This is a genomic window from Streptomyces piniterrae (assembly GCF_005048155.1).
GTDB lineage: Bacteria > Actinomycetota > Actinomycetes > Streptomycetales > Streptomycetaceae > Streptomyces > Streptomyces piniterrae.
Genome location: NZ_SUMB01000003.1, coordinates 41,531 through 62,296, shown reverse-complemented (window position 1 = coordinate 62,296; position 20,766 = coordinate 41,531). Strand labels below are relative to the sequence as shown.

General features: G+C 72.7%; 15 protein-coding genes and 1 pseudogene. 9 read left to right on the top strand and 7 right to left on the bottom strand.

The genetic code is table 11. The annotated features are described in order from the left end of the window. The first annotated feature begins 146 nt into the window (after window positions 1-146). From FCH28_RS08910 to pulA, 6 genes and pseudogenes are all read left to right on the top strand, one after another. Entirely contained in the window at window positions 147-1,424 is a 1,278-nt protein-coding gene (locus FCH28_RS08910) for an extracellular solute-binding protein (RefSeq protein WP_136739234.1), read from the top strand. A 53-nt stretch (window positions 1,425-1,477) separates the two neighbouring features. Beyond that, the gene (locus FCH28_RS08905; RefSeq protein ID WP_425471916.1) at window positions 1,478-2,356 is read left to right on the top strand and encodes a carbohydrate ABC transporter permease; all 879 of its coding nucleotides are present in this window, start codon (window positions 1,478-1,480) and stop codon (window positions 2,354-2,356) included. A gap of 38 nt (window positions 2,357-2,394) precedes the next feature. Further along, window positions 2,395-3,222: a sugar ABC transporter permease gene (locus tag FCH28_RS08900; RefSeq protein WP_136739232.1), complete on the top strand. Its 828-nt coding sequence runs from the start codon at window positions 2,395-2,397 to the stop codon at window positions 3,220-3,222. 1 nt (window position 3,223) lies between these two features. Further along, entirely contained in the window at window positions 3,224-4,813 is a 1,590-nt protein-coding gene (locus FCH28_RS08895; protein ID WP_136739231.1) for a glycoside hydrolase family 13 protein, read from the top strand. Next, window positions 4,810-5,865 carry a LacI family DNA-binding transcriptional regulator gene (locus tag FCH28_RS08890; RefSeq protein ID WP_246102599.1) on the top strand — a complete coding sequence of 352 codons (1,056 nt, stop codon included), beginning with the start codon at window positions 4,810-4,812 and terminating at the stop codon, window positions 5,863-5,865. The genes FCH28_RS08895 and FCH28_RS08890 overlap by 4 nt, the downstream gene beginning before the upstream one ends. A gap of 299 nt (window positions 5,866-6,164) precedes the next feature. Continuing rightward, window positions 6,165-8,750, top strand: a pseudogene (gene pulA, locus FCH28_RS08885) (pullulanase-type alpha-1,6-glucosidase); the annotation flags it as partial. Window positions 8,751-8,790: 40 nt separating this feature from the next. Here the strand turns inward: pulA and FCH28_RS08880 are convergent. The 7 genes from FCH28_RS08880 to FCH28_RS08850 form a co-directional block, all read right to left on the bottom strand. After that, entirely contained in the window at window positions 8,791-9,306 is a 516-nt protein-coding gene (locus FCH28_RS08880; protein ID WP_136739229.1) for a GNAT family N-acetyltransferase, read from the bottom strand. A 55-nt stretch (window positions 9,307-9,361) separates the two neighbouring features. Then, a complete protein-coding gene (locus FCH28_RS08875) occupies window positions 9,362-10,099 on the bottom strand; it encodes a TetR/AcrR family transcriptional regulator (RefSeq protein WP_136739228.1) in 738 nt (245 codons plus the stop codon). Between the two features lie 77 nt (window positions 10,100-10,176). After that, window positions 10,177-11,262 carry a PDR/VanB family oxidoreductase gene (locus FCH28_RS08870; RefSeq protein ID WP_136739227.1) on the bottom strand — a complete coding sequence of 362 codons (1,086 nt, stop codon included), beginning with the start codon at window positions 11,260-11,262 and terminating at the stop codon, window positions 10,177-10,179. 1 nt (window position 11,263) lies between these two features. Then, the gene (locus FCH28_RS08865; RefSeq protein WP_136739226.1) at window positions 11,264-12,178 is read right to left on the bottom strand and encodes a metal-dependent hydrolase; all 915 of its coding nucleotides are present in this window, start codon (window positions 12,176-12,178) and stop codon (window positions 11,264-11,266) included. Between the two features lie 109 nt (window positions 12,179-12,287). Next, entirely contained in the window at window positions 12,288-14,279 is a 1,992-nt protein-coding gene (locus FCH28_RS08860) for a hypothetical protein (protein ID WP_136739225.1), read from the bottom strand. 74 nt (window positions 14,280-14,353) lie between these two features. Then, on the bottom strand, window positions 14,354-14,593 hold the full coding sequence (locus FCH28_RS08855; protein WP_136739224.1) for a DUF397 domain-containing protein: 240 nt from the start codon (window positions 14,591-14,593) through the stop codon (window positions 14,354-14,356). Between the two features lie 50 nt (window positions 14,594-14,643). Continuing rightward, a complete protein-coding gene (locus tag FCH28_RS08850) occupies window positions 14,644-17,823 on the bottom strand; it encodes an alpha-N-acetylglucosaminidase (protein WP_169314106.1) in 3,180 nt (1,059 codons plus the stop codon). 595 nt (window positions 17,824-18,418) lie between these two features. On the opposite strand from FCH28_RS08850, the gene FCH28_RS08845 reads away from it, so the two are divergent. The 3 genes from FCH28_RS08845 to FCH28_RS08835 are packed head-to-tail and all read left to right on the top strand — an operon-like array spanning window position 18,419 to window position 20,755. Then, a complete protein-coding gene (locus FCH28_RS08845; RefSeq protein WP_136739223.1) occupies window positions 18,419-19,210 on the top strand; it encodes a GNAT family N-acetyltransferase in 792 nt (263 codons plus the stop codon). After that, window positions 19,207-20,088: a lysophospholipid acyltransferase family protein gene (locus FCH28_RS08840; protein ID WP_187363794.1), complete on the top strand. Its 882-nt coding sequence runs from the start codon at window positions 19,207-19,209 to the stop codon at window positions 20,086-20,088. The genes FCH28_RS08845 and FCH28_RS08840 overlap by 4 nt, the downstream gene beginning before the upstream one ends. Then, window positions 20,081-20,755 carry a DedA family protein gene (locus FCH28_RS08835; protein WP_136739222.1) on the top strand — a complete coding sequence of 225 codons (675 nt, stop codon included), beginning with the start codon at window positions 20,081-20,083 and terminating at the stop codon, window positions 20,753-20,755. Before FCH28_RS08840 ends, FCH28_RS08835 begins: the two co-directional genes overlap by 8 nt. Window positions 20,756-20,766: the final 11 nt, after the last annotated feature.

Below are 20,766 nucleotides of genomic sequence, written 5' to 3'. Positions count from 1 at the left end.
GAGAGGGGGCGGGAGGTGCTGTTCCGGCCAAAGTGTTGCAATCCGTTCCGGGATTCTTGCAGCAATTTTGCGCAAGGTCTTTCGGTTTGTTTGCAGCGCTGTTACGTTCCAGACCGCCATCTGAGGCGTTTCCCTAAGGAGTTCACATGCGGCGTGGCATACGTGGCGTTACGGCCACCGCCCTGGTAGCGGGCCTGGCACTGGCAGCGACAGCGTGCGGTGGCGGGGAGGGCGACGGCGGCGGCGACAGCGGAGGTGAACTGTCCGGAACCGTTACCTTCTGGGACACCTCCAATGACGCCGAGAAGGCGACTTACAAGAAGCTCGCCGAGGGGTTCCAGAAGGAGCACCCCAAGGTCCACGTCAAATATGTGAACGTGCCGTTCGGCGACGCCAACGCCAAGTTCAAGAACGCGGCCGGCGGCAACTCCGGCGCCCCCGATGTGATGCGCACCGAGGTCGCCTGGACCGCGGACTTCGCCAACCTCGGCTATCTCGCGCCGCTGGACGGCACCCCCGCCCTCGACAACACCGAGGACTACCTCCCGCAGGCCGTCGGCAGCACCAGGTTCAAGGGCAAGACCTACGCCGCGCCGCAGGTCATCGACACCCTCGGGCTCTTCTACAACAAGAAGATCCTCAAGGACGCCGGCGTCGGGGTGCCCAAGAGCTTCACCGAGCTGGCCACCGCCGCCAAGAAGATCAAGGCCAAGACCGGCGCCACCGCCCTCTACCTGCGCGGCGACGACCCCTACTGGTTCCTGCCCTACCTCTACGGCGAGGGCGGCGACATGGTCGACGCGCGCGACAAGATCGTGGAGATCGACGACGGCGCCGGGGTGAAGGCGTTCAAGACGATCAAGAGCCTGGTCGACTCCAAGGCCGCGATCACCGACGCCACCGACGGCCAGGAGAACCAGCTCAAGGCCCTCAAGGACGGCAACGTCGCGATGGCCATCGACGGTCCCTGGGACATCGAGGGCGCCCGCGCCGGCAAGGCCTTCAAGGACAAGAAGAACCTCGGCGTCGCCCCCGTCCCCGGCGGCGGCAGCGCCCAGGGCTCCCCGCAGGGCGGCTGGAACCTGTCGGTCTACGCCGGGTCCGCGAACCTCCGGGCTTCCTACGCCTTCGTGAAGTACATGAGCTCGGCCAAGATCCAGCAGCAGACCACCGAGCAGCTCAGCCTGCTGCCCACCCGCAAGTCCGTATACGACGTCCCGGCCGTGAAGAACAACGAGATGGTCGAGTTCTTCAAGCCCGCCGTCGACGGCGCCGTCCAGCGCCCCTGGATCGCCGAGGGCAACTCGCTCTTCGAGCCGATCAAGGTCCAGATGAACAAGGTGCTCACCGGCGCCGCCTCGCCCGAGCAGGCCGCCAAGGCGACCGGCGACGCCTACCGGAAGCTGCTCAAGGACTACAAGTGACCTTCGCTGTACGGGTGCGCCGGGCATTCGGCACCCACTGGTACGCATGGACGATGGTCGCCCCGGTGGTACTCGTCATCGGGGTGATCATCGGCTATCCGCTGGTGCGCGGCGTCTTCCTCTCCCTCACCGACGCCAACGAGGCCAATGTCGAGCGGCACATCGGCGTCAACCACCTCCCCGCGACCTACAAGTTCACCGGCCTGGACAACTACCAGGCGGTGCTCTCCGACTCCGTCTTCTGGGACCGCCTGGGCTGGACCGTGCTGTGGACGGTCGGCTGTGTCTCGCTCACCTTCCTGACCGGCCTGGCCCTGGCGAACATGCTCAACCGCACGCTGCGCGGCCGCACCTTCTACCGCCTCGCGCTGATCCTGCCCTGGGCCGTCCCCGCCTTCATCTCCATCTTCACCTGGCGGATGCTCTACAACGAGAAGAACGGCATCCTCAACAAGCTGCTCGCCGGCGGCGGTATCGACGCGGTCCCCTGGCTCAACGACCCGACCTGGGCGAAGCTCTCGGTCATCGCCTGCAATGTCTGGCTGGGCGTGCCCTTCATGCTCGTCGCCCTCCTCGGCGGGCTGCAGTCCATCCCCGGCGAGCTGTACGAGGCCGCTGAGATGGACGGCGCCAACGCCTGGCAGCGGTTCCGCAACATCACCGTGCCGGGGCTGCGCGCCGTCAGCAGCACCGTGATCCTGCTCTCCGCCATCTGGACCTTCAACATGTTCCCGGTGATCTTCCTGCTCACCCGGGGCGGGCCCGGCGACGCCACCGAGATCCTGGTGACGTACGCCTACCGGCTCTCCTTCATCGACAGCCCCCGCGACTTCTCCGCTTCCGCGGCCTGGGGCGTACTGATCCTGGTGCTGCTCTCGCTGGTCGCGGTGGTCTACCGCCGGGCGCTGCGCAAGCAGGGAGAGGTGTGGTGACCGTGTCCGCCAAGCCGACCGTGACGCCCAGGCGAAGCATGCGTAACAAGAGAAGCCCGCTGGCCTCGGCCGGGCTGCACGCGGCCCTGATCGCCGCCGCGGCCGTGGCCGTCTTCCCGCCCCTGTGGCTGCTGGTGACCTCGTTCAAACCGAAGAACGACGCCTTCTCCACCGGCCTGGTCACCCACTTCACCTTCGCCAACTACAGCCACGTACTGGCCGATACCGAGTTCCTGACCTGGTTCAGGAACTCCGTGATCATCGTGGGTGCGACCACCGTCCTCGGGGTCTTCATCGCGGCCACCACCGGCTACGCCGTCAGCCGCTTCCGCTTCCCCGGGATGCGCCCGCTGATGTGGCTGCTGCTGATCACCCAGATGTTCCCGGTCGCGGTGCTGATCGTGCCGCTCTACAACCTGCTGGCGAGCCTCAATCTGCTCAACCAGCCCGCGGGCCTGGTCATCACGTACCTCACCATCGCCGTGCCGTTCTGCGCCTGGATGATGAAGGGCTTCTTCGACACCATCCCGGTGGAGATCGACGAGGCGGGGCGGGTCGACGGCCTCAACCCGTTCGGCACCTTCTGGCGCCTGGTGCTGCCGCTCGCCCGGCCGGGGCTCGCCGTCACCGGCTTCTACACCTTCGTGACCGCCTGGGCCGAAGTCGCCTACGCCTCCGCGTTCATGACCGGCGAGGAGAACCTCACCCTCGCCGGCGGCCTGCAGACCTTCGTCAACCAGTACACCAACGACTGGGGATCGATGACCGCCGCCGCCGTGATCATCGCCGTACCGGCCGCGCTCGTCTTCGCCTTCGCCCAGCGCCACCTCGTATCCGGACTGACCGCCGGCACTACCAAGGGATGACATGACCCAACAGCACAACCACACCGACTGGTGGCGCGACGCGGTGATCTACCAGGTCTATCCGCGCAGCTTCGCCGACGGCAACGGCGACGGCATGGGGGACCTGGCGGGTATCGCGAGCCGCCTGCCGTACCTCAAGGAGCTGGGCGTGGACGCCGTCTGGCTCAGCCCCTTCTACGCCTCCCCGCAGGCCGACGCCGGATACGACGTCTCCGACTACCGCGCCATCGAACCGGTCTTCGGCACCCTGGACGACGCCGAAGCGGTGATCCACCAGGCCCACGAACTCGGCCTGCGCATCATCGTCGACATCGTCCCCAACCACTGCTCCACCCAGCACGACTGGTTCCGGCGCGCGCTGGCCGAGGGCCCCGGCTCGACGCTGCGCGAGCGCTTCCACTTCCGCAAGGGGCGCGGCGAGAACGGCGAACTTCCGCCCAACGACTGGGAGTCCATCTTCGGCGGCCCCGCCTGGACCCGGGTCCCCGACGGCGAGTGGTACCTCCACCTCTTCGCCCCGGAGCAGCCCGACTTCAACTGGGAGAACCCCGCCGTCCAGGACGAGTTCCGCTCCATCCTGCGGTTCTGGCTGGACCTGGGCGTGGACGGCTTCCGCGTCGACGTCGCACACGGCCTGGTCAAGGCCGCCGGGCTGCCCGACATGGGCCACGGCGGGCAGCTCAAACTGCTCGGCAACCAGGTCCTGCCGTTCTTCGACCAGGACGGTGTGCACGACATCTACCGCTCCTGGCGCACCGTCCTGGACGAGTACGCGGGGGACCGCATCGGCGTCGCCGAGGCATGGACGCCCAGCGCCGACCGCACCGCCCTCTACCTGCGCCCCGACGAGCTGCACCAGGCGTTCAACTTCCACTACCTGAACACCGACTGGGACGCCGCCGCCCTGCGCGAGGCCATCGACTCCTCGCTGGACGCGATGCGCCCGGTCGGCGCTCCCACCACCTGGGTGCTCTCCAACCACGACGTCGTACGCCACCGCACCCGGCTCGGCGGCGGCCCGGACCGGGCCCGCGCCGCGGCCCTGCTGATGCTGGCGCTGCCCGGCTCGGCGTACGTCTACCAGGGCGAGGAACTGGGCCTGCCCGAGGTGACCGACCTGCCCGACGAGGTCCGCCAGGACCCGGCGTTCTCCCGGGGTTCCAGGGACACCGGCCAGGACGGTCTGCGCGACGGCTGCCGGGTACCGCTCCCGTGGGCCGGCGACGAGCCGCCGTTCGGCTTCGGCACCGGCGGCAGCTGGCTGCCGCAGCCCGCCGACTGGGCCCAGCTGACCGTCCAGGCCCAGACCGGCGACCCGTCCTCCACGCTGGAGCTGTACCGCGCCGCACTCACCCTGCGCCGCGCACACCCCGGACTCGGCGCGGGCGACGCGGTGGAGTGGCTGGACGCGCCCGACGGCGTACTGGCCTTCCGCCGCCCCGGCGGCCTGATCTGCACGGTCAACACGACCGACGCCCCGGCCCGGCTGGACCGGGTCTACGGGCGGCTGCTCCTCGCCTCCCGCGAACTGCCGCTCGCCGAGGGCGAGTTCACCCTTCCCGCGGACACCGCCGTCTGGTGGGAGGCGTGACCCTGCCCGCTTCCCGCACCACCCCGCGGCTGGCCGACATCGCCGGTCAGGCGCGGGTCAGCGAGGCGACCGCCAGCCGCGTCCTGAACGGCAAGGCGGGCGTCGCGGCGAGCACCCGGCAGCGGGTGCTCGCCGCCCTCGACGTCCTCGGCTACGAGCGCCCGGTACGGCTGCGGCGGCGCAGCGCGGGACTGGTCGGGCTGGTCATTCCCGAACTGACCAATCCGATCTTCCCCGCCTTCGCCCAGATCATCGAGCAGTCGCTGGCCGGACACGGCTACACCCCGGTCCTGTGCACCCAGATGCCGGGCGGCGCGACCGAGGACGAGCTCGTCGAGCAGCTGGAGGAGCGCGGTGTCACCGGCATCGTCTTCCTGTCCGGGCTGCACGCCGACACCGGCGCCGACCCGGCCCGCTACGCCCGGCTGACTTCCCGCGGCGTCCCTTTAGTGCTCATCAACGGCTACAACGAGCACATCGCCGCGCCCTTCGTCTCGCCCGACGACGGGGCGGCGGCCCGGATGGCCGTACGCCATCTGGCCGAGCTGGGCCATGAGCGGATCGGCCTCGCCGTCGGGCCGGCCCGCTACGTGCCCTCGCGCCGCAAGGCCGAGGGGTTCATGGCGGCACTGGGCGAGTCGTTCGGCCTGTCGAGGGGGCAGGCCGAACGGCGTGTCCGGCACACCCTGTTCAGCGTCGAGGGCGGCCATGCGGCGGCCGCCACTCTCCTCGACGAGGGCTGTACCGGCATCGTCTGCGGCAGCGATCTGATGGCGCTGGGCGTGGTGCGCGCGGCCCGGCAGCGCGGTCTCGGCGTACCGGACCAGGTGTCGGTCGTCGGCTTCGACGACTCCCAGCTGATCGCCTTCACCGACCCGCCCCTGACGACGGTGCGGCAGCCGGTCCAGGCCATGGCCTCCGCGGCCGTCGGCGCCCTGATCGAGGAGATCCGCGGCCGCGCGGAAGGGTCGACGGCGCCCGTGCAGCACACCGAGTTCGTCTTCCAGCCGGAGCTGGTCGTCCGCGGCTCCACGGGGCCCGCCCCGGGGTGACCGCCGCCTCGATGACGGCATGAGGCGGGGGAGTGGAGGCCGGTCCGGCCGGCCGGGCGCGTGGGGTCCGGCGGATGGTGCGCGAACCCATCGGCCGGCCGGACCGGTTCGGATCGAACGTAACACCGTTGCAATGTCTTGCGTAAGGTCTTGCAAGGAGGAATTCGGGCGACTAGAACGATCAACGGCCCCCAGAGCAAGGCGCGTTGCCGGGCCATGCCACTCCGTCCCCCGTCTCAGGAGGAGCCATGTCCCCGACCGCACACCGGACGCGCAGACGCGCGGCCGCCGCACTCGCCCTGATCGCGGGCGCGGCCGGCCTGCTCGTCCCGCCACAGCAGCGGGCCCAGGCGGCCCCGCCGGGACCGGCCAAGGCCGCGGCGCAGTGGATCGACCGCGACACCGTCGTCTGGAAGGGCGCCGAACACGCCCCCGCCCAGCTGGAGTTCGGAACGGGAGGCGGCCGCATCCGCCTCGCGCCCGGCTCCCTCAGCCCGTCCGAGCAGGCCGCCTATCCGCACCTCAAGGACTTCCCGGCCTTCACCGTCGACCCGCGCGACCGGGACCTGGCCCGCACGGCCCTACGGGAGCCACTGCTCGCCACCCAGCGCGCGGCGGACGGCCACCGCGCCACGACCGGAGTGCAGATACCCGGCGTACTCGACGATCTCTACGCCCCGGCCGCCCGCAAGGCATCCCTCGGACCGGTCTTCCACAACGGCCTCCCCACGCTCTCCGTCTGGGCGCCCACCGCCCGCACCGTCGCGCTGGAACTCGACGGCCGCAGGGTCGCCATGCGGCGGGACGACGCCAGCGGGGTGTGGCGCGTCCGCGGCACCCGCGACTGGGCCGGAAAGCCGTACCGGTACCTGGTGACCGTATGGGCGCCCAGCATCCGCAAGACCGTCACCAACAAGGTCACCGACCCCTACTCCACCGCGCTGACCGCGAACTCAGGACGCAGCCTGCTCGTCGACCTCGCCGACCCGAAGCTCGCCCCGAAGGGCTGGGACCGGCTCCGCAAGCCCGCCCCGGTGCCTCTCCGCGACGCCCGCATCCAGGAACTGCACCTCCGCGACTTCTCGATCGCCGACCGCACCGCCCAGCACCCCGGGCAGTACCTGGCCTTCACCGAACGCGGCTCGGCGGGCATGAAACACCTGGCCTCGCTGGCCCGCAGCGGCACCTCGTACGTCCATCTGCTGCCGGCCTTCGACCTCGGCACCGTCCCCGAGCGCCGGGACCAGCAGGCGGAACCGGACTGCGACCTCGCCTCGTACCCTGCCGACTCCGAGCGGCAGCAGGAGTGCCTGGCCAAGACCGCCGCGAAGGACGGCTTCAACTGGGGCTACGACCCGCTCCACTACACCGTCCCCGAGGGCTCCTACGCCTCCGACCCGGACGGCCCCGCCCGCACCGTCGAGTTCCGCCGCATGGTGCAGGGCCTCAACCGCACCGGCCTGCGCACCGTCATGGACGTCGTCTACAACCACACCGTCGCCGGCGGCCAGGACCCGCGGTCCGTCCTCGACCGCATCGTCCCCGGCTACTACCAGCGGCTCCTGGACGACGGCGGCATCGCCACCTCGACCTGCTGCGCCAACACCGCGCCCGAACACACCATGATGGGCAAACTCGTCGTCGACTCCCTGGTCACCTGGGCCCGCGACTACAAGGTCGACGGCTTCCGCTTCGACCTCATGGGCCACCACCCGAAGGCCAACATCCTCGCCGTGCGCAAGGCCCTGGACGCCCTCACCCCGGAAAAGGACGGCGTCGACGGCAAGTCGATCGTCCTCTACGGCGAGGGCTGGAACTTCGGCGAGGTCGCGAACGACGCGCGTTTCCCCCAGGCCACCCAGAAGAACATGGCCGGCACCGGCATCGCCACCTTCGACGACCGCTCGCGCGACGCGATCCGCGGCGGCGGCCCCTTCGACCCCGACCCCCGCGTCCAGGGCTTCGCCTCCGGCCTCTACACCGACCCCAACTCCTCACCGGACAACGGAAGTTCCGCTGCGCAGCGGTCCCGTCTTCTCCACTACCAGGACCTCATCAAGGTCGGCCTGAGCGGCGGCCTCGCCGACTACACCTTCACCGACACCAGCGGCCGCACCGTCAAGGGCTCCCAGGTCGACTACAACGGTGCGCCCGCCGGATACGCCGCCGCCCCCGGCGAAGCGCTCTCGTACGCCGACGCGCACGACAACGAAACCCTCTACGACGCACTGGCCTTCAAGCTGCCGCAGCGCACCAGCGCCCCCGACCGCGCCCGTATGCAGGTGCTGGCGCTGGCGACCGCCACCCTCACCCAGGGCCCCGCGCTCTCCCAGTCCGGCACCGACCTGCTGCGCTCCAAGTCCCTGGACCGCAACTCCTTCAACAGCGGCGACTGGTTCAACGCGCTGCACTGGGACTGCGCGGACGGCAACGGCTTCGGCCGCGGCCTGCCGCCGGCCGCCGACAACAAGGACAAGTGGCCCTACGCCCGCCCGCTGCTCGCCGACCCGGCACTGCGCCCCGGCTGCACCGAGACCACCCGCGCCTCCGCCGCGTACCGGGACCTCACCCGCATCCGCGCCACCGAACCGGACTTCGGCCTGGCCACCACGGCCGAGGTGCAGCGCGCACTGTCCTTCCCGCTGTCCGGCCCGGACGAGACCCCCGGCGTGATCACCATGCGCCTGGGCCGCCTGGTCGTGGTCTTCAACGCGACGCCGCACCAACAGCACCAGACCGTCGGCACCGTGGCCGGCGAGCGCTTCACCCTGCACCCGATCCAGGCCCACGGCGCGGACCCGGTCACCGCGACCGCCTCGTACGCCCGGGAGTCGGGCACGTTCACCGTCCCGGCACGCACGGTCGCGGTCTTCGAGCGGTACTGACACCGGCCCGTGGGGGCGTGCGCGGCCGCGCTCCCACGGGCTACCCGGCCAGCCGCTTCTCCAGGAGGGTGACGGCGTACGGACTGCCGCCACCGTCCTTCTTGTCGGACCGCTCCCCGACGACGGTGTATCCGGCACCCTCGTAGTACGTACGCAACCGGGGATTGGCCGCGATGCAGTCCAGCCGGGACCAGGCCCTGCCGACCTCCGCGATCCGCCGCTCGGCGTGCGCCAGCATCGCCCGCCCGGTCCCGGCCGGCGCATGGGCCCGGTCCACCATCAGCCGGTGCACATACCCCGCCTCCGGCGGCTGCGGCCCCCACGCGGGCTCGTCCTCCCACCACAGCTCGAAGGCCCCCGCTATGCGCCCGCCGGCCTCCGCCAGCCAGACCTCGCCCTCCTTCATCCGCCGCCGGAAGTGCTCCGCACCCTTTCCGCCGGGCTTCCACTGATCGATGCCGGACGCCTCCATCCAGCGCGCCGCACCGTCGTACAGGGCGACCAGGGCGGGCAGATCGTGTGCGTCGTCGGCGAGCCGGAAGGTGATCACGTTCATGGCGGGAATTGTCCTACAGGAGGCCCGTCCACCGGGCAGAGCGCAGCGGATCCGGCTACGCCCGCACCGGGGGAAGCGCCATCAACCGGCCCACGAGATCCGCGAACATTCCGTCCTCGGGTTCGTCCGCCAGCATCCGGCGGACCACCGCCGCCATTTCCTCGTCGTACGCCGCGCTCACCGCGGCCAGCGCCACGAAGTCGTGGACGAGCTGCCGTTCCAACTCCGCGCGCGGAACCCGCTCGGCGCGCAGAACCGCCTCGGCGCGGGGGACCCCCCGCCCGTCCAGCCAGAGCAACGCCGTCGTCTCGGCCAGGGAGATCCACGAGCGGACCACCAACTCCAGCCGCGCGGCGGGCCGCGGGACGTCGAGATGCGCGAGGATCTGCTCGTAGGCGGCCTGGCGCACGTCGTCGATCATCGCGCCGGTGCGGCCAGCGGAGCCCACCGCCGGGCCGCCCCGCATCAGCGCGGAGAAGCCGGGGCCGTGTTCGTCCACGAAGTCGAAGAACCGCTCCATGACGCGCAGCAGCCGGGCGCCCAGCGGGCCCTCGTGCGGTTCGACGAAGCGGGTGGTGAGCTCCTCGGCGGCGCGTCGCAGTGCGGCCTCGTAGAGCTGCTGCTTGCCCGGGAAGTAGTGGTAGACCAGCGGCCGGGAGATCCCGGCCGCCTCGGCTATCTCGTCTATCGACACATCCTCGGGGGAACGGTGGCTGAAGAGGTCGAGTGCGACGGCGATGAGTTGCTCGCGTCGTTCCTCGACGCCCATCCTGCGGCGCGCCCCGGTCGTCATGCGCACCACCCTAACGACCTGGGGCGCCCCACGGAACCGAAGAAATTACGGCCGACGGGCAGAACGGGCGGACGGGGTCACAGGTCGAGGACGAGCCGGTCGCCGCGCGCCCGTGAGACGCAGATCAGCAGCGAGTCGTCGCGCTCGGCGTCCGTCAGCAGGTCGTCGCGGTGGTCCACCTCACCGGCCAGCACCCGCTGTTGGCAGGTTCCGCAGAAGCCCTGTTCACAGGAGTACGGCAGGTCCGGCAGCGCCTGGTCACGGATCGCCCGCAGCACGCTGGTGTCCGACGGCACGCTGACCGTACGGCCGGTGCGCCGCAGTTCCACCTCGAACGGCGCACTGCCGCCGGCCGGCGCCGGCGCGGCCGGCGCGAACCGCTCCGTGTGCAGGGTCGGTGCGTCCGGTCCGTCGGGCAGCAGCGCGGCCACCGCGTCCATCAGCGGTTCGGGCCCGCAGCAGTAGACGGCGGCATACGGGGGCGCCCCGGCGAGTACCGCGGCGAGGTCGGGCCGGCCGTCCTCGTCCTCGGCGACCACCGTGACCCGGTCCGTGCCGGCCCCCGCCAGCTTCTCGATCTCCGCCAGGAACGGCATGGAGGCCCGCGACCTGCCGCCGTACAGCAGCCGCCATGGCACCCCCTCCCGCTCGGCCTGCCGCAGCATCGGCAGGATCGGGGTGATGCCGATACCGCCCGCGATGAAGACATAGGCGTGGCTGTCCCCGAGGGGGAAGCGGTTGCGCGGGCCGCGGACCTCGACCACGGTCCCCTCGTGCAGCTGCTCGTGCACCTCGCGCGAGCCGCCCCTGCCGTCCTCGATCAGCCGGGTCGCGATGGTGTACGAGCCGGGCGTCGCCGGCTCCCCGCACAGCGAGTACTGGCGTACCGTCCCCGACGGCAGCACCAGGTCGATATGCGCGCCCGGTTCCCAGGACGGGAGTTCCGTGCCCTCCAGGCGCAGCCGCACCACGCCCTCGGCCTCCTCCGTGCGCTCCGTGACCGTCAGTTGCCGCGCCTGAGAGCCCTTGCGGCCGCGCCCCGAGGTGGGGTTCTCCAGTGCGGGCATCGGCCACAGCGGGGAGGCCGCGACCCGGCTGCGCAGCGCCCGCCGGGCGAGCAGGGCGGCACCGGCGACCACGAGGAAGGTACGCATACGGGGCATCTCAGGCACCTCCGGCCGTACGGGCCTCGGCCGCGGTCGCGGCGGGGGATCCGGCGAGATAGGCGACGGCCTGCTCGGTGCTGCCGTGCTGGGAGGGGTGGTAGGTACGGCTGAGGTACTGCGGGATCGAGCGGGCCATGGCTCCGGTGGTCGGCAGCACCCCCTGCCGTCCGGCGCGGAAGAACTCCCGGAAGCTGGCTTTCCCGTCGACCAGCGACGGGTCGTGCGTCATGAAGAACCGGACGCCGCGCTGCCAGAGGAAGACCAGGGCGGTGAAGGCGACCGCCCAGGTGCGTGCCCGCCGCCGGTAGCCGCCGTCCAGGTGCATGAAGAGGTCGAAGGCCACCGAGCGGTGCTCGACCTCCTCCGCGCCGTGCCAGCGCAGCAGATCGAGCATCGTCGGGTCGGCGCCCTTGGCGTCCAGTACCTCGGCGTTCAGCACCCAGTCGCCCAGGAACGCGGTGTAGTGCTCGATCGCGGCGATCGTCGCGACCCGCTCCAACAGCCACCACTTACGGGCCCGGCCGGGCGGCAGCGTCCGGTCGCCGAGCAGCTTCTCGAAGAACCAGTCGACCTGCGCGGTGTACGGCGTCGGGTCGAGGCCCTGCTCCTTGAGGTGCGGCAGGACGTCGTCGTGCGCCTTGGAGTGCATCGCCTCCTGGCCGATGAACCCGATCACGTCCTCGCGCAACCGGGCATCGCGGATATGCGGCAGCACCTGCTTGTAGACGTGCACGAACCAGCGCTCGCCGGCCGGCAGCAGCAGGTGCAGCACATTGATCGTGTGGGTGGTGGACGGGTCGCCGGGGATCCAGTGCAGCGGGGTGTCGGCCCAGTCGAAGTCGACGTTGCGGGCCTTCAGCGGTATGTGTTCGGACGCGACCGGCTGGGGCCGCAACGAGGCCGTGTTAGACATGGCGTCAATGTACTGACGGGTAAGGAATGCCGATACCCCTCGTGCAAGGAAATCGGGTGAGGAATCCGGGGAGGCGGGGGCGGGAGGCCAAAAGAGCCTGCCGCAGCTCCTACCGCAGCGCCTCCACCCTGCCGCCGTCCGCCAGCCGTCCCACCAGCTCCGCCCGGTCACCCGCGGCCGCCCGGACCGCCAGCAGCCGACCCGACGCCTCGCCGCGCACCCCGCCGGTCGCCCTGATCGAGGTGATCTGCTCGCTGCCCGCAGCCAGCAGCCACCACTGCCCGTCCGAGGCCTTCCACAGCACCCCGGCCAGCGCCTCCGGCGCACGCGGCCCGCAGGCCGCACCGCCCTCGGCACGCGCCGCCACCGCCCCCGGCGCGTACGGCTGCCCGGCCGGCGGCGGCGCCTGGAACAACGCCATCGTCCGGCTGCCGGACCCGCGCCAGGTCTCGGCGCGGGTACACACCCACTCCGCGCTGCCCGCGCCCCCGGGCAGCGGCTGGTCCGCGAACTCCCAGGAGTTCACCTCCCGCACGCCCTGCCCGCGCACCGCCGGCAGCTGGCAGGCCGCCCGCGCCCACGCCGCCCTGCCCTGCGGGCCGTCCACCTCGCCCCCCTGGCTCCCCTCGCGCGGCGCGCCGTACGCCAGCCGCGCCGGAGCCAGCTCGCCGAGATCGGTCAGCAACTCGCCGCCCAGCCGCAGCGCCGGCCACGCCGTGCACTTCCGCTCGGGGCGCGGCGACGGCACGGGGGAGGTCACACCGTTCGCGCCGATGTGCAGCTCCTGCCCCGCGGCCGCGGGCTTCAGCAGATCGACCAGCCGCGCCGACTTCACCCAGGGAGCCGTCAGATACCGGACGTTGCCCGTCGTACGGCCCACCACCAGCGCACCCGCCGACGCCTCCGACGCCCCGTCCGTACGCGCGAAGTCCAGCGCCGCGCCGGAGCCGTCCTCCTGGCCCTCGCCGTCCGCGGACTCCGCGTACCGCACCACCCGCAGACCGTCGTGGAACAGCACCACCACGGAGTGGTCGACGACGCCCGCGAACAGCAGCTGCGGCGGTCCCGCCGCGGGTCCGGTCGCGGTGCCGGGGGTCGCCGTGACGGCCACCTTCGCCCCCGGCCGGGCCCACACCGCCAGTGCCCGGCGCAGCAGCGCCTTGTCACCGACCCGGTCGCCGCGCGCCGGCCAGGCCGCGAAGTCCGCGCGGGCCGCGCGCTTCCAGGCGCTCGCCGGCGTCAACGTCAACTTGCCAGGATCCAGGGCCGCTTCGGCCGCCTGGTTCTTCGCGTACGGCGGTGCGGCCGCGCCGTCCGGGCCCCAGCCGCCGTCCGGCAGCGCCAGCATCGTCCCGCACACCAGCGCCGCCGCGGTCGCCGCCAGCGCCGCCCGTACGTGCTGCCGCCGCCGGATCAGATCCGTCGGCCGGGCCTGCAACGCGCACGGGTCGAACTCCGCCGACTCCAGCAGCGACCGGTCCCGGCTGCCGGCCGGCGCCGCCGCCCGGCCCGCCTCGTCCAGCGCCTCCCGGGCGCCCTCCACCCCGGCGGCCTCCAGCACCCGCCGTGCCTCCTGCGCCGTCAGCCGCTCCAGATCGCGCAGCACGTAGGCCGCACGACCCGGCCCCGACAGCGCCGACAGCGCCTGGTCCAGGGCGAGTTCATCGGCACCGCCGGACCGGGGGAACAGCCGCAGCCCCCACACCTGGGGCAGCGGCGGCGGCAGTGCGGGCAGCCGCCGCGGCCGCCCCGCGGCCAGCGCGGCCCGCAGGACCCGCAGCCGCAGGAAGGCATAGGCGGGATCGGTGGACGCGTCCGCGCCGCGGCGCCGGTCGGGCAGACCGAGATCGCGGGTGGCGGTGCGCTGGCGCGGCAGCGACCGCTGTGTCACCGCGTGTGCGGTCAGCACCCGCCGGTTGCGGCCCATGCCGGGCGGAAGGACGAGATAGGCCAGTCGAACCAGCCGGGGATAGTGCTCGACCAGCGCCGCCTCGGCCTGGTCGACGTCGATGCCGTCGCCCTCATCGGGGCTGCCGGCGCCGACGGCGCCGTCAACAAAGGTGCGGTCCGGACGCGGGGTTGTCGCCTGCTGCTGCTCCACGTTCGGTGAAACGAGTGAATACTGTGATGGTCACCCGCAGCACACAAGTACGCCACGGGTGACCGATCAGGCCGTCAGGGCGTCTGCCCCTGCAGGTCGAACTCGCCGTCCCGCGCGCCCTTGACGAAGGCGTCCCACTCCGCCTCCGTGTAGCGCAGCACCACCTCAGGGTCCTTGGAGTTGCGCATCGCCACCGCGCCGCGCTCCAGGAAGGCGATCTCCACCGCCTCCTCGGCCTTGCCGGGCGCCCGCTTCCAGGTGGCGCCGGAGATGTCGAGGGCGTAGAGCCACTCCTTGTCAGCTGCGGCACTCATACCGTGATCCCCTCGCTCGTGATCCGTTCCCGGTCAGCGTACGCCGCGGCTCAGGTGACCTTCCAGCGGTCGAACTCGGCCGTGCCCCGCTCACCGGCGTTCCCCGTACCGGAGTTGGCCGCCGAGTGGTGCAGCCCGGCGTCCTGTCGGGCGGTGGCGCCGGGGACGGTGACGGTGGCGATGTCGCGCCAGGTGCCGCCGCCGTCGGTGGAGCAGGCGCCGGTGTACGTGGCGGACCCGGTGCCGCCGGACCGGGTGCTGTCCTGGCCGCGGGTCAGCCGGAGCAGGACCGGTGCGGTGATGCCGGTGAGCCGGCGGTAGGTGTCCAGGGCGCCGTCGCCGTCGGAGTCGTAGGACAGCACGACCCCGTTGCCGGGCGTCACCGAGAGGTTGACGAAGCCCAGCGCGTCCGGCGAGTCGGGCGCGGGGGCCGCGAGCCGGTTGCGGACGATCAGGCCGGCGCGGGCCCAGGGGCCGGTCGGGTCCAGCCGCTTCACCCCGACCGTCATCGATCCGCCCGGGGCGAGCGCGTCCGGGCGGTAGACGGTGCCGAACTCGGCGGTGGTCCGCCACAGGTCCCGGCCCGCGCCGTTGATCGCGAAGCGGTCGGCCAACTGGCCGAAAACCGCGGCGTTGTTGGTGGCTGTCTTCAGGCCCGGGTCGAGCGGACCGGCGAGGTACAGGGTGCCGTGCCGGACCGTGCGGACCCGCGGCTCGCCCTTCGGGCCGTACTCGACCGTGAGGTCGTACGGCAGCGGCCGCAGCGGTGACGTCGGCGGGGCGCCGGGGGCCTGGACCCGCCACCGGGCCTCGCCGGTGCCACCGGGCGGCAGGGACGGCAGCGACACCGGCCCGTTGGCGGTCGCGTCGACGCCGCCCAGCGCGAAGTCGACGCGCCCTGTGGCACGCAGCCCGTTGACGTTGCGCAGCGCCGCGGTCACCTCGGCGCGGCCGCCCGGCGGCATCGCCGACGGCACCGCGGTGACCTTGACGGTGCCCTGGTAGGGGGCCTTGGCGAGGGTGTCGTGGACCCGTTGCGCGGTGCGGTACGGATCGGCCGTCGGGCGCAGCGGATAGTCGTTGCGCGCCCGTGTCCAGGGCTCCTCCAGGGCGAACCAGTCGAACGGCTTGGGCGCCCTGCCCGCCGCCAGTGCGTCCGTCAGCTCGTCCAAGTACGCCTGCCACTGCGGGAGATGGACATCGCCGATCAGGCCGTGCCAGTCGCGGTTGGCGTAGTTGGCGAGCGAGCCGCCGTCGGCGGTGGACCGGTCCGCCCAGGTGGTGATCAGTGCGCGGGCGCTGTGCTCCAGCCGCGCCTCCTCCTCGGCGCCGGACGCCCCCGCCCTGGCGTCCGCCAGCCACGGCCCGAGCAGAAACCGCCGGTGCGTACCGGTGACCTCGTCGCTCAGCCGCATCAGCCGCAGCCACAGCCCGGACAGCGCGCGGAACGTCGCCAGGTCCTGCCGCCGGTACGCGTCGTAGAGCTGGGGGAGCAGCTGCCAGGACCGGTTGGCGAGGGACTGCCGGGCGGCGTCCGTCAGGTCGTGGCGGTAGGCGTCGCTGCCGCGCAGCGCCGGGCGGACGGTGAGCAGCGCGGCGAAGGCGGTGTCGAAGGCGGCCGGGTCGAAGGCCGGGGTCTGGGTGGCGTAGGTGGTGCCGGAGCGGGCGGTCAGGCTGGGGCGGGCGGCGAACAGCGAGTCGTGCGGCCGGCCGTCCTCGCTGCTGATCTCGTACGCGCTGGTGCGCAGCGCGTCGAAGGCGGCGCGGGCGCCCTCGTCGCGGGCGCCGTACCGGGCGTCGGCATAGCGCTCGAACCATGTGGTGCGGTTCACCGGCCGGTCCCGCCAGGCCAGTTCGCTGAACAGCTCGAAGGCGGCCGGGTCGCGTTCGGCGGCCTCCGGCATATACGCGGTCCCGGCGAGCCTGCTGCCCGGTTTGTCGCGCCAGGTGGCGAAGCGCCCGGCCCACATATGCGTCTTGGCGCCGATGGTGGTGCGGCCGCCGAAGTTGGGGATGCTGCCGAAGGCGTAGGGCACCCCGCCCCAGTCCTTCTCCCGGTCGGTGACGGTGTCCAGGTCGCTGAGCCCGTCCACGATCAGCATCCGGTCGTGGTCGACGGCCTCCAGGAGGTCGCGCCGCGGATTGCGCTGCCAGCCGAGGATCACCCAGGTGGCGTCCGGGTGGGCGGTGCGCAGGGCCTTCTCGACGGCGCGGGCGGCGTCCGGCACCGGCACATCGCCCGGTTTGCCGCCCTCGTGCAGCAGATCCATCTTGAAGAGACCGGCCGGGCCCAGCAGCCGGCGCTGGTGGCGGTAGAACGCGGCGGCGACATCGGCGAACACCGCCGTGCGCGGATCGAGCCAGTCGGGGCGCTTGAGACCCGACCAGTTGCCCTGCGGCACCGTCCTGGCTCCGGGGTTGCGGTCGGCGAACCCGTCGGGGACGGTGCCGAAGTAGCCGGGCAGCACCGGGCGCATGCCCAGGGAACGCAGCCGTTCGGTGATCCTGCGCCCCAACTCGGCCCGCTGCTCGATGAGTTCGGTGCTGGTCGGGCCGTCGTAGCCGCTCATGTTCTGCAGCAGCCACCACGGCTGGTGCGAGGGCGCCGGGATCCAGGCGCGGGCCTCGGCGTCGGAGTAGCCGAAGTCGGTCAGCAGCCGGTGATAGACCGCCTCGGACCCGGGCGTGACCAGCACCTCGTTCATCCCGTGCAGCGCGAGGACGTCGATCAGCCGCTCCCAGCGGGCCCAGTCGGCGTACGGGGCGGTGTAGCCGTCGTGGGTGTCGTTGAGGGCGAAGCGGTGCGGGAGCGCGGTGGCGCGTTCGAGGGGCGCGGCCGGTGCGGGCAGCCGGGCGGGCAGCTCCAGCTGGTCGCCGGCCCAGGACAGATGGGCCCGGCAGGTGTACTTGAGATACCAGTGGACGCCGGTGAGCAGAGTGGCGGGGGTGGTGGCGGCCACCGTGATGCGGCCGCGCGCGCCGTCGACCCGGAAACGGTCGCCGGTGCCGTCCCCGGCGAGCGGCACCAGGCGGAACTGGTCGGCGTGCCGGGGCAGCAGCCGGTCGAGCGCCGCCCGCGCGGGCCCGGTGTCGTACGGCGCCGCCCGCGCGCGCCGCAGGACGGGCGCCCCGGCCGCGGCGGCCCCGCCCAGCGCGGCCCTGGCACCGATCGCCCCGGCGGTTCCCAACAGCGCGCGCCTGCTGCGGTTGCGCTCACGCTCTGCGGCCACGGTGTGCCTCCGTCCGTTTTCGGCTGTCCCGTCGTTGTGGTCGTTCGCCGTTGCGCCTGCGGCGGGCGTGGTTTTGTCGGGTGCGGGGACTGCCCTCACGACTCCGTCCTGATGGCAGTCCCCTCCCGTGGGTGGGTGGAAACTGAGTGGGGGTGCGTGTTGAGTGTCCGGTTCCCACGCTGTCGGGTCCACTGGGCGCGCCTGATCGATTACGCCGACCCGCACCCTCTGATTCCCCACTCAACGGGAGGGGCCGGGCCTCCGGACGGAGTCCTGAGGCCCGGAACCGCACCCGACAGCCCCGCGCAGCGGCAACAGCCCGCCGCATGGGGGCACCTCCCACGCCCTTTAGGCAGTGGGGGAGCAACGGCGAGAAGCCCTCACGGCCGGGCGGCCGAAAACGGCGAGCAACCAAGCCGGCCCAAGCCAAACGCAGTGTTCGGCGGAGCCTCACCCGTTCGCCCCCTCCGCTTCACGCGCACGGGCGGCGGGCACGGGAACAGTCTGCCGAGTAGAGAAGGCCAGGTCATTGGGTTCCGCACCCCCGGCCGGGGGTGTCCCAGTACCACCTCCCCACTCCCCATGGAGGGCTCTCATGAGCATGGCACCGACCGCGTCCGCCGCCGTTCACGGCAGCCGCAGCGCTCCTCCCACCACCGATCCGGCGGCCGCCCCCGGCTACACCGCCGTGATCGCCGACACCGAAGAGCAGATCCGCGCCGCGCAGCGGCTGCGCCACCAGGTCTTCGGCGAGGAGATGGGCGCGACCCTGCACTCCCCGCTGGCCGGCCATGACGTCGACGCCGTCGACGACCTCGCCGACCACCTCGTCGTCACCCACACCGCGACCGGCGACGTCGTCGGCACCTACCGGCTGCTGCCGCCCGGCCGCAGCACCCGGCTCTACTCCGACGGCGAGTTCGACCTCACCGCCCTGGACGCGCTGCGCCCCTCCCTCATCGAGGCCGGCCGCTCCTGCGTCCACCCCGACCACCGCGGCGGCGCGGTCATCAACCAGATGTGGGCCGCCCTCGCCCGCTACACCCTGCTCTCCGGCCACCGCTACCTCGCCGGCTGCGCCTCCGTCCCGCTCGCCGACGGCGGCACCGCGGCCGCCCACGCCTGGGCACTGGGCACCACCCGCTACGCCGCACCGCCCGAGCTCCAGGTCACCCCGCACCACCCCTGGCGCCCCACCGTCCCCGTCCCGGACCGCGCCAGCGCCGCCCAGCTCCCCCCGCTGCTCCGCGGCTATCTGCGGATCGGTGCCTGGATCTGCGGCGCGCCCGCCCACGACCCCGAGTTCGACGTCGCGGACTTCTTCGTCGTCCTGGACATGGAACGCCTCGGCGACCGCTACCGCCGTTTCTTCCTGGGGGAGCGGTGAACGGTCCCTGGGACGTCTGGTCCGCCTGTACGCCGGACTGCGCCGGCCACGCCGTGCCGCGGGTACGGGCCACCGAAACCGCCCTGCGCTGCGCCGCGTTCGCCCACGCGGTGCGCCGCGCCCTGACGGACGGCGAGCGGATGGCCGATCCGGTACGGCTGCGCTCGCACGCCCGCGCGCTGCTCACGGCGCTCGGCATACGCAGGGAGGGCGACGCGCGGAGCCTGGCCGCGCCGCTGTCCCCCGGCGGCCCCGGCACCCTGATCGTCGTCAACCACATCTCCTGGCTCGACATCCCCGCGCTGCTCGCCATCGAACCGATGACCCTGCTCGCCAAGCGCGAGGTGGCCGGCTGGCCGGTGGTCGGCGGCCTGGCCCGCCGCGCCGGCACGCACTTCATCGACCGCACCAACCCCCGCCAACTCCCGTACTCCATAAGGGAATTGACCGACCTGCTGGCCTCCGGCCGGTCGGTGGCGGTCTTTCCGCAGGCCACCACGTGGTGCACCGCCGACCAGGGCACCTTCCGTCGCGCCACCTTCCAGGCCGCCATCGACGCGGGCGCCCCCGTCCGCCCGGTGACCATCGGCTACACCCAGCACGGCCTCCCCAGTACGGTCGCCGCGTTCTGCGGCGAGGACACCTTCGCGGCCTCGCTGCGCCGGGTGCTCACCGCCCGCGCGCTGACCATCCGCGTCACCGCACATCCCACGCTGGACGCGGACGGCGACGGGCTCGACCGGCGGTGGCTGGCGGCCCGCGCGGAGACCGCCGTACTGGGCGGACGGATCCGGACCGAGACCGCCGGCGGTGCGCCGGCCCGGGGCCTGCCGGCTCCGCGGCGGGTGCGGGAACCGGTGGCCGGCCGGCATGTTTGAGCAGCTCGACCGGCTCATCGAGCCACTGCTGGGCATGCTGGACTCGCCCTGGCTGTGGCTGATCGTCCTGCTGGTGTCCGCCCTGGACGCGTTGCTGCCGTTCATGCCGAGCGAGAGCACCGTCGTCCTGGTCGCCGTGCTCATCGGCCCCGACCTGCCGCTGCTCGCCCTGCTGGTGGGGGTCGCGGCGGCCGGGGCGCTGGCCGGCGACTGCCTCGGGTACGCCGTCGGGCGGTACGCGGGCCCGCGCGCCACCGCCCGGCTGGTGCGCGGCGAACGCGGCCGGGCCCGTCACGCCCGCGCCCGCGCGATGGTCGAACGGCATGCCGCGCTGCTCGTCGTCGCCGGCCGCTTCGTGCCCGGCGGGCGGGTGGTCTCCGCGCTGTCCACCGGCAGCGTCCACTACCCGCTGCGCCGCTTCGTTGCACTGGACGCGGTGGGCGCGGGGCTGTGGGCGCTGTTCAGCTGCGCGCTCGGCGGTCTCGGCGGTGCGGCCCTCACCGACTCCCCGGCCGAGGGGCTGCTGCTGGTTTCCGGGATCGGGCTGGTGGTGGCGGGCGGTGTGGCCGGTCTGCACCGGCGGGGCGAGCCGGCACGAGGGGGCTCCGGCGGGGGAGCGGCCCCGGGCCGGGCGGCGGACCGCGTCCCCGCCCGGCCGGAGCACTAGGGCCTGTCCGA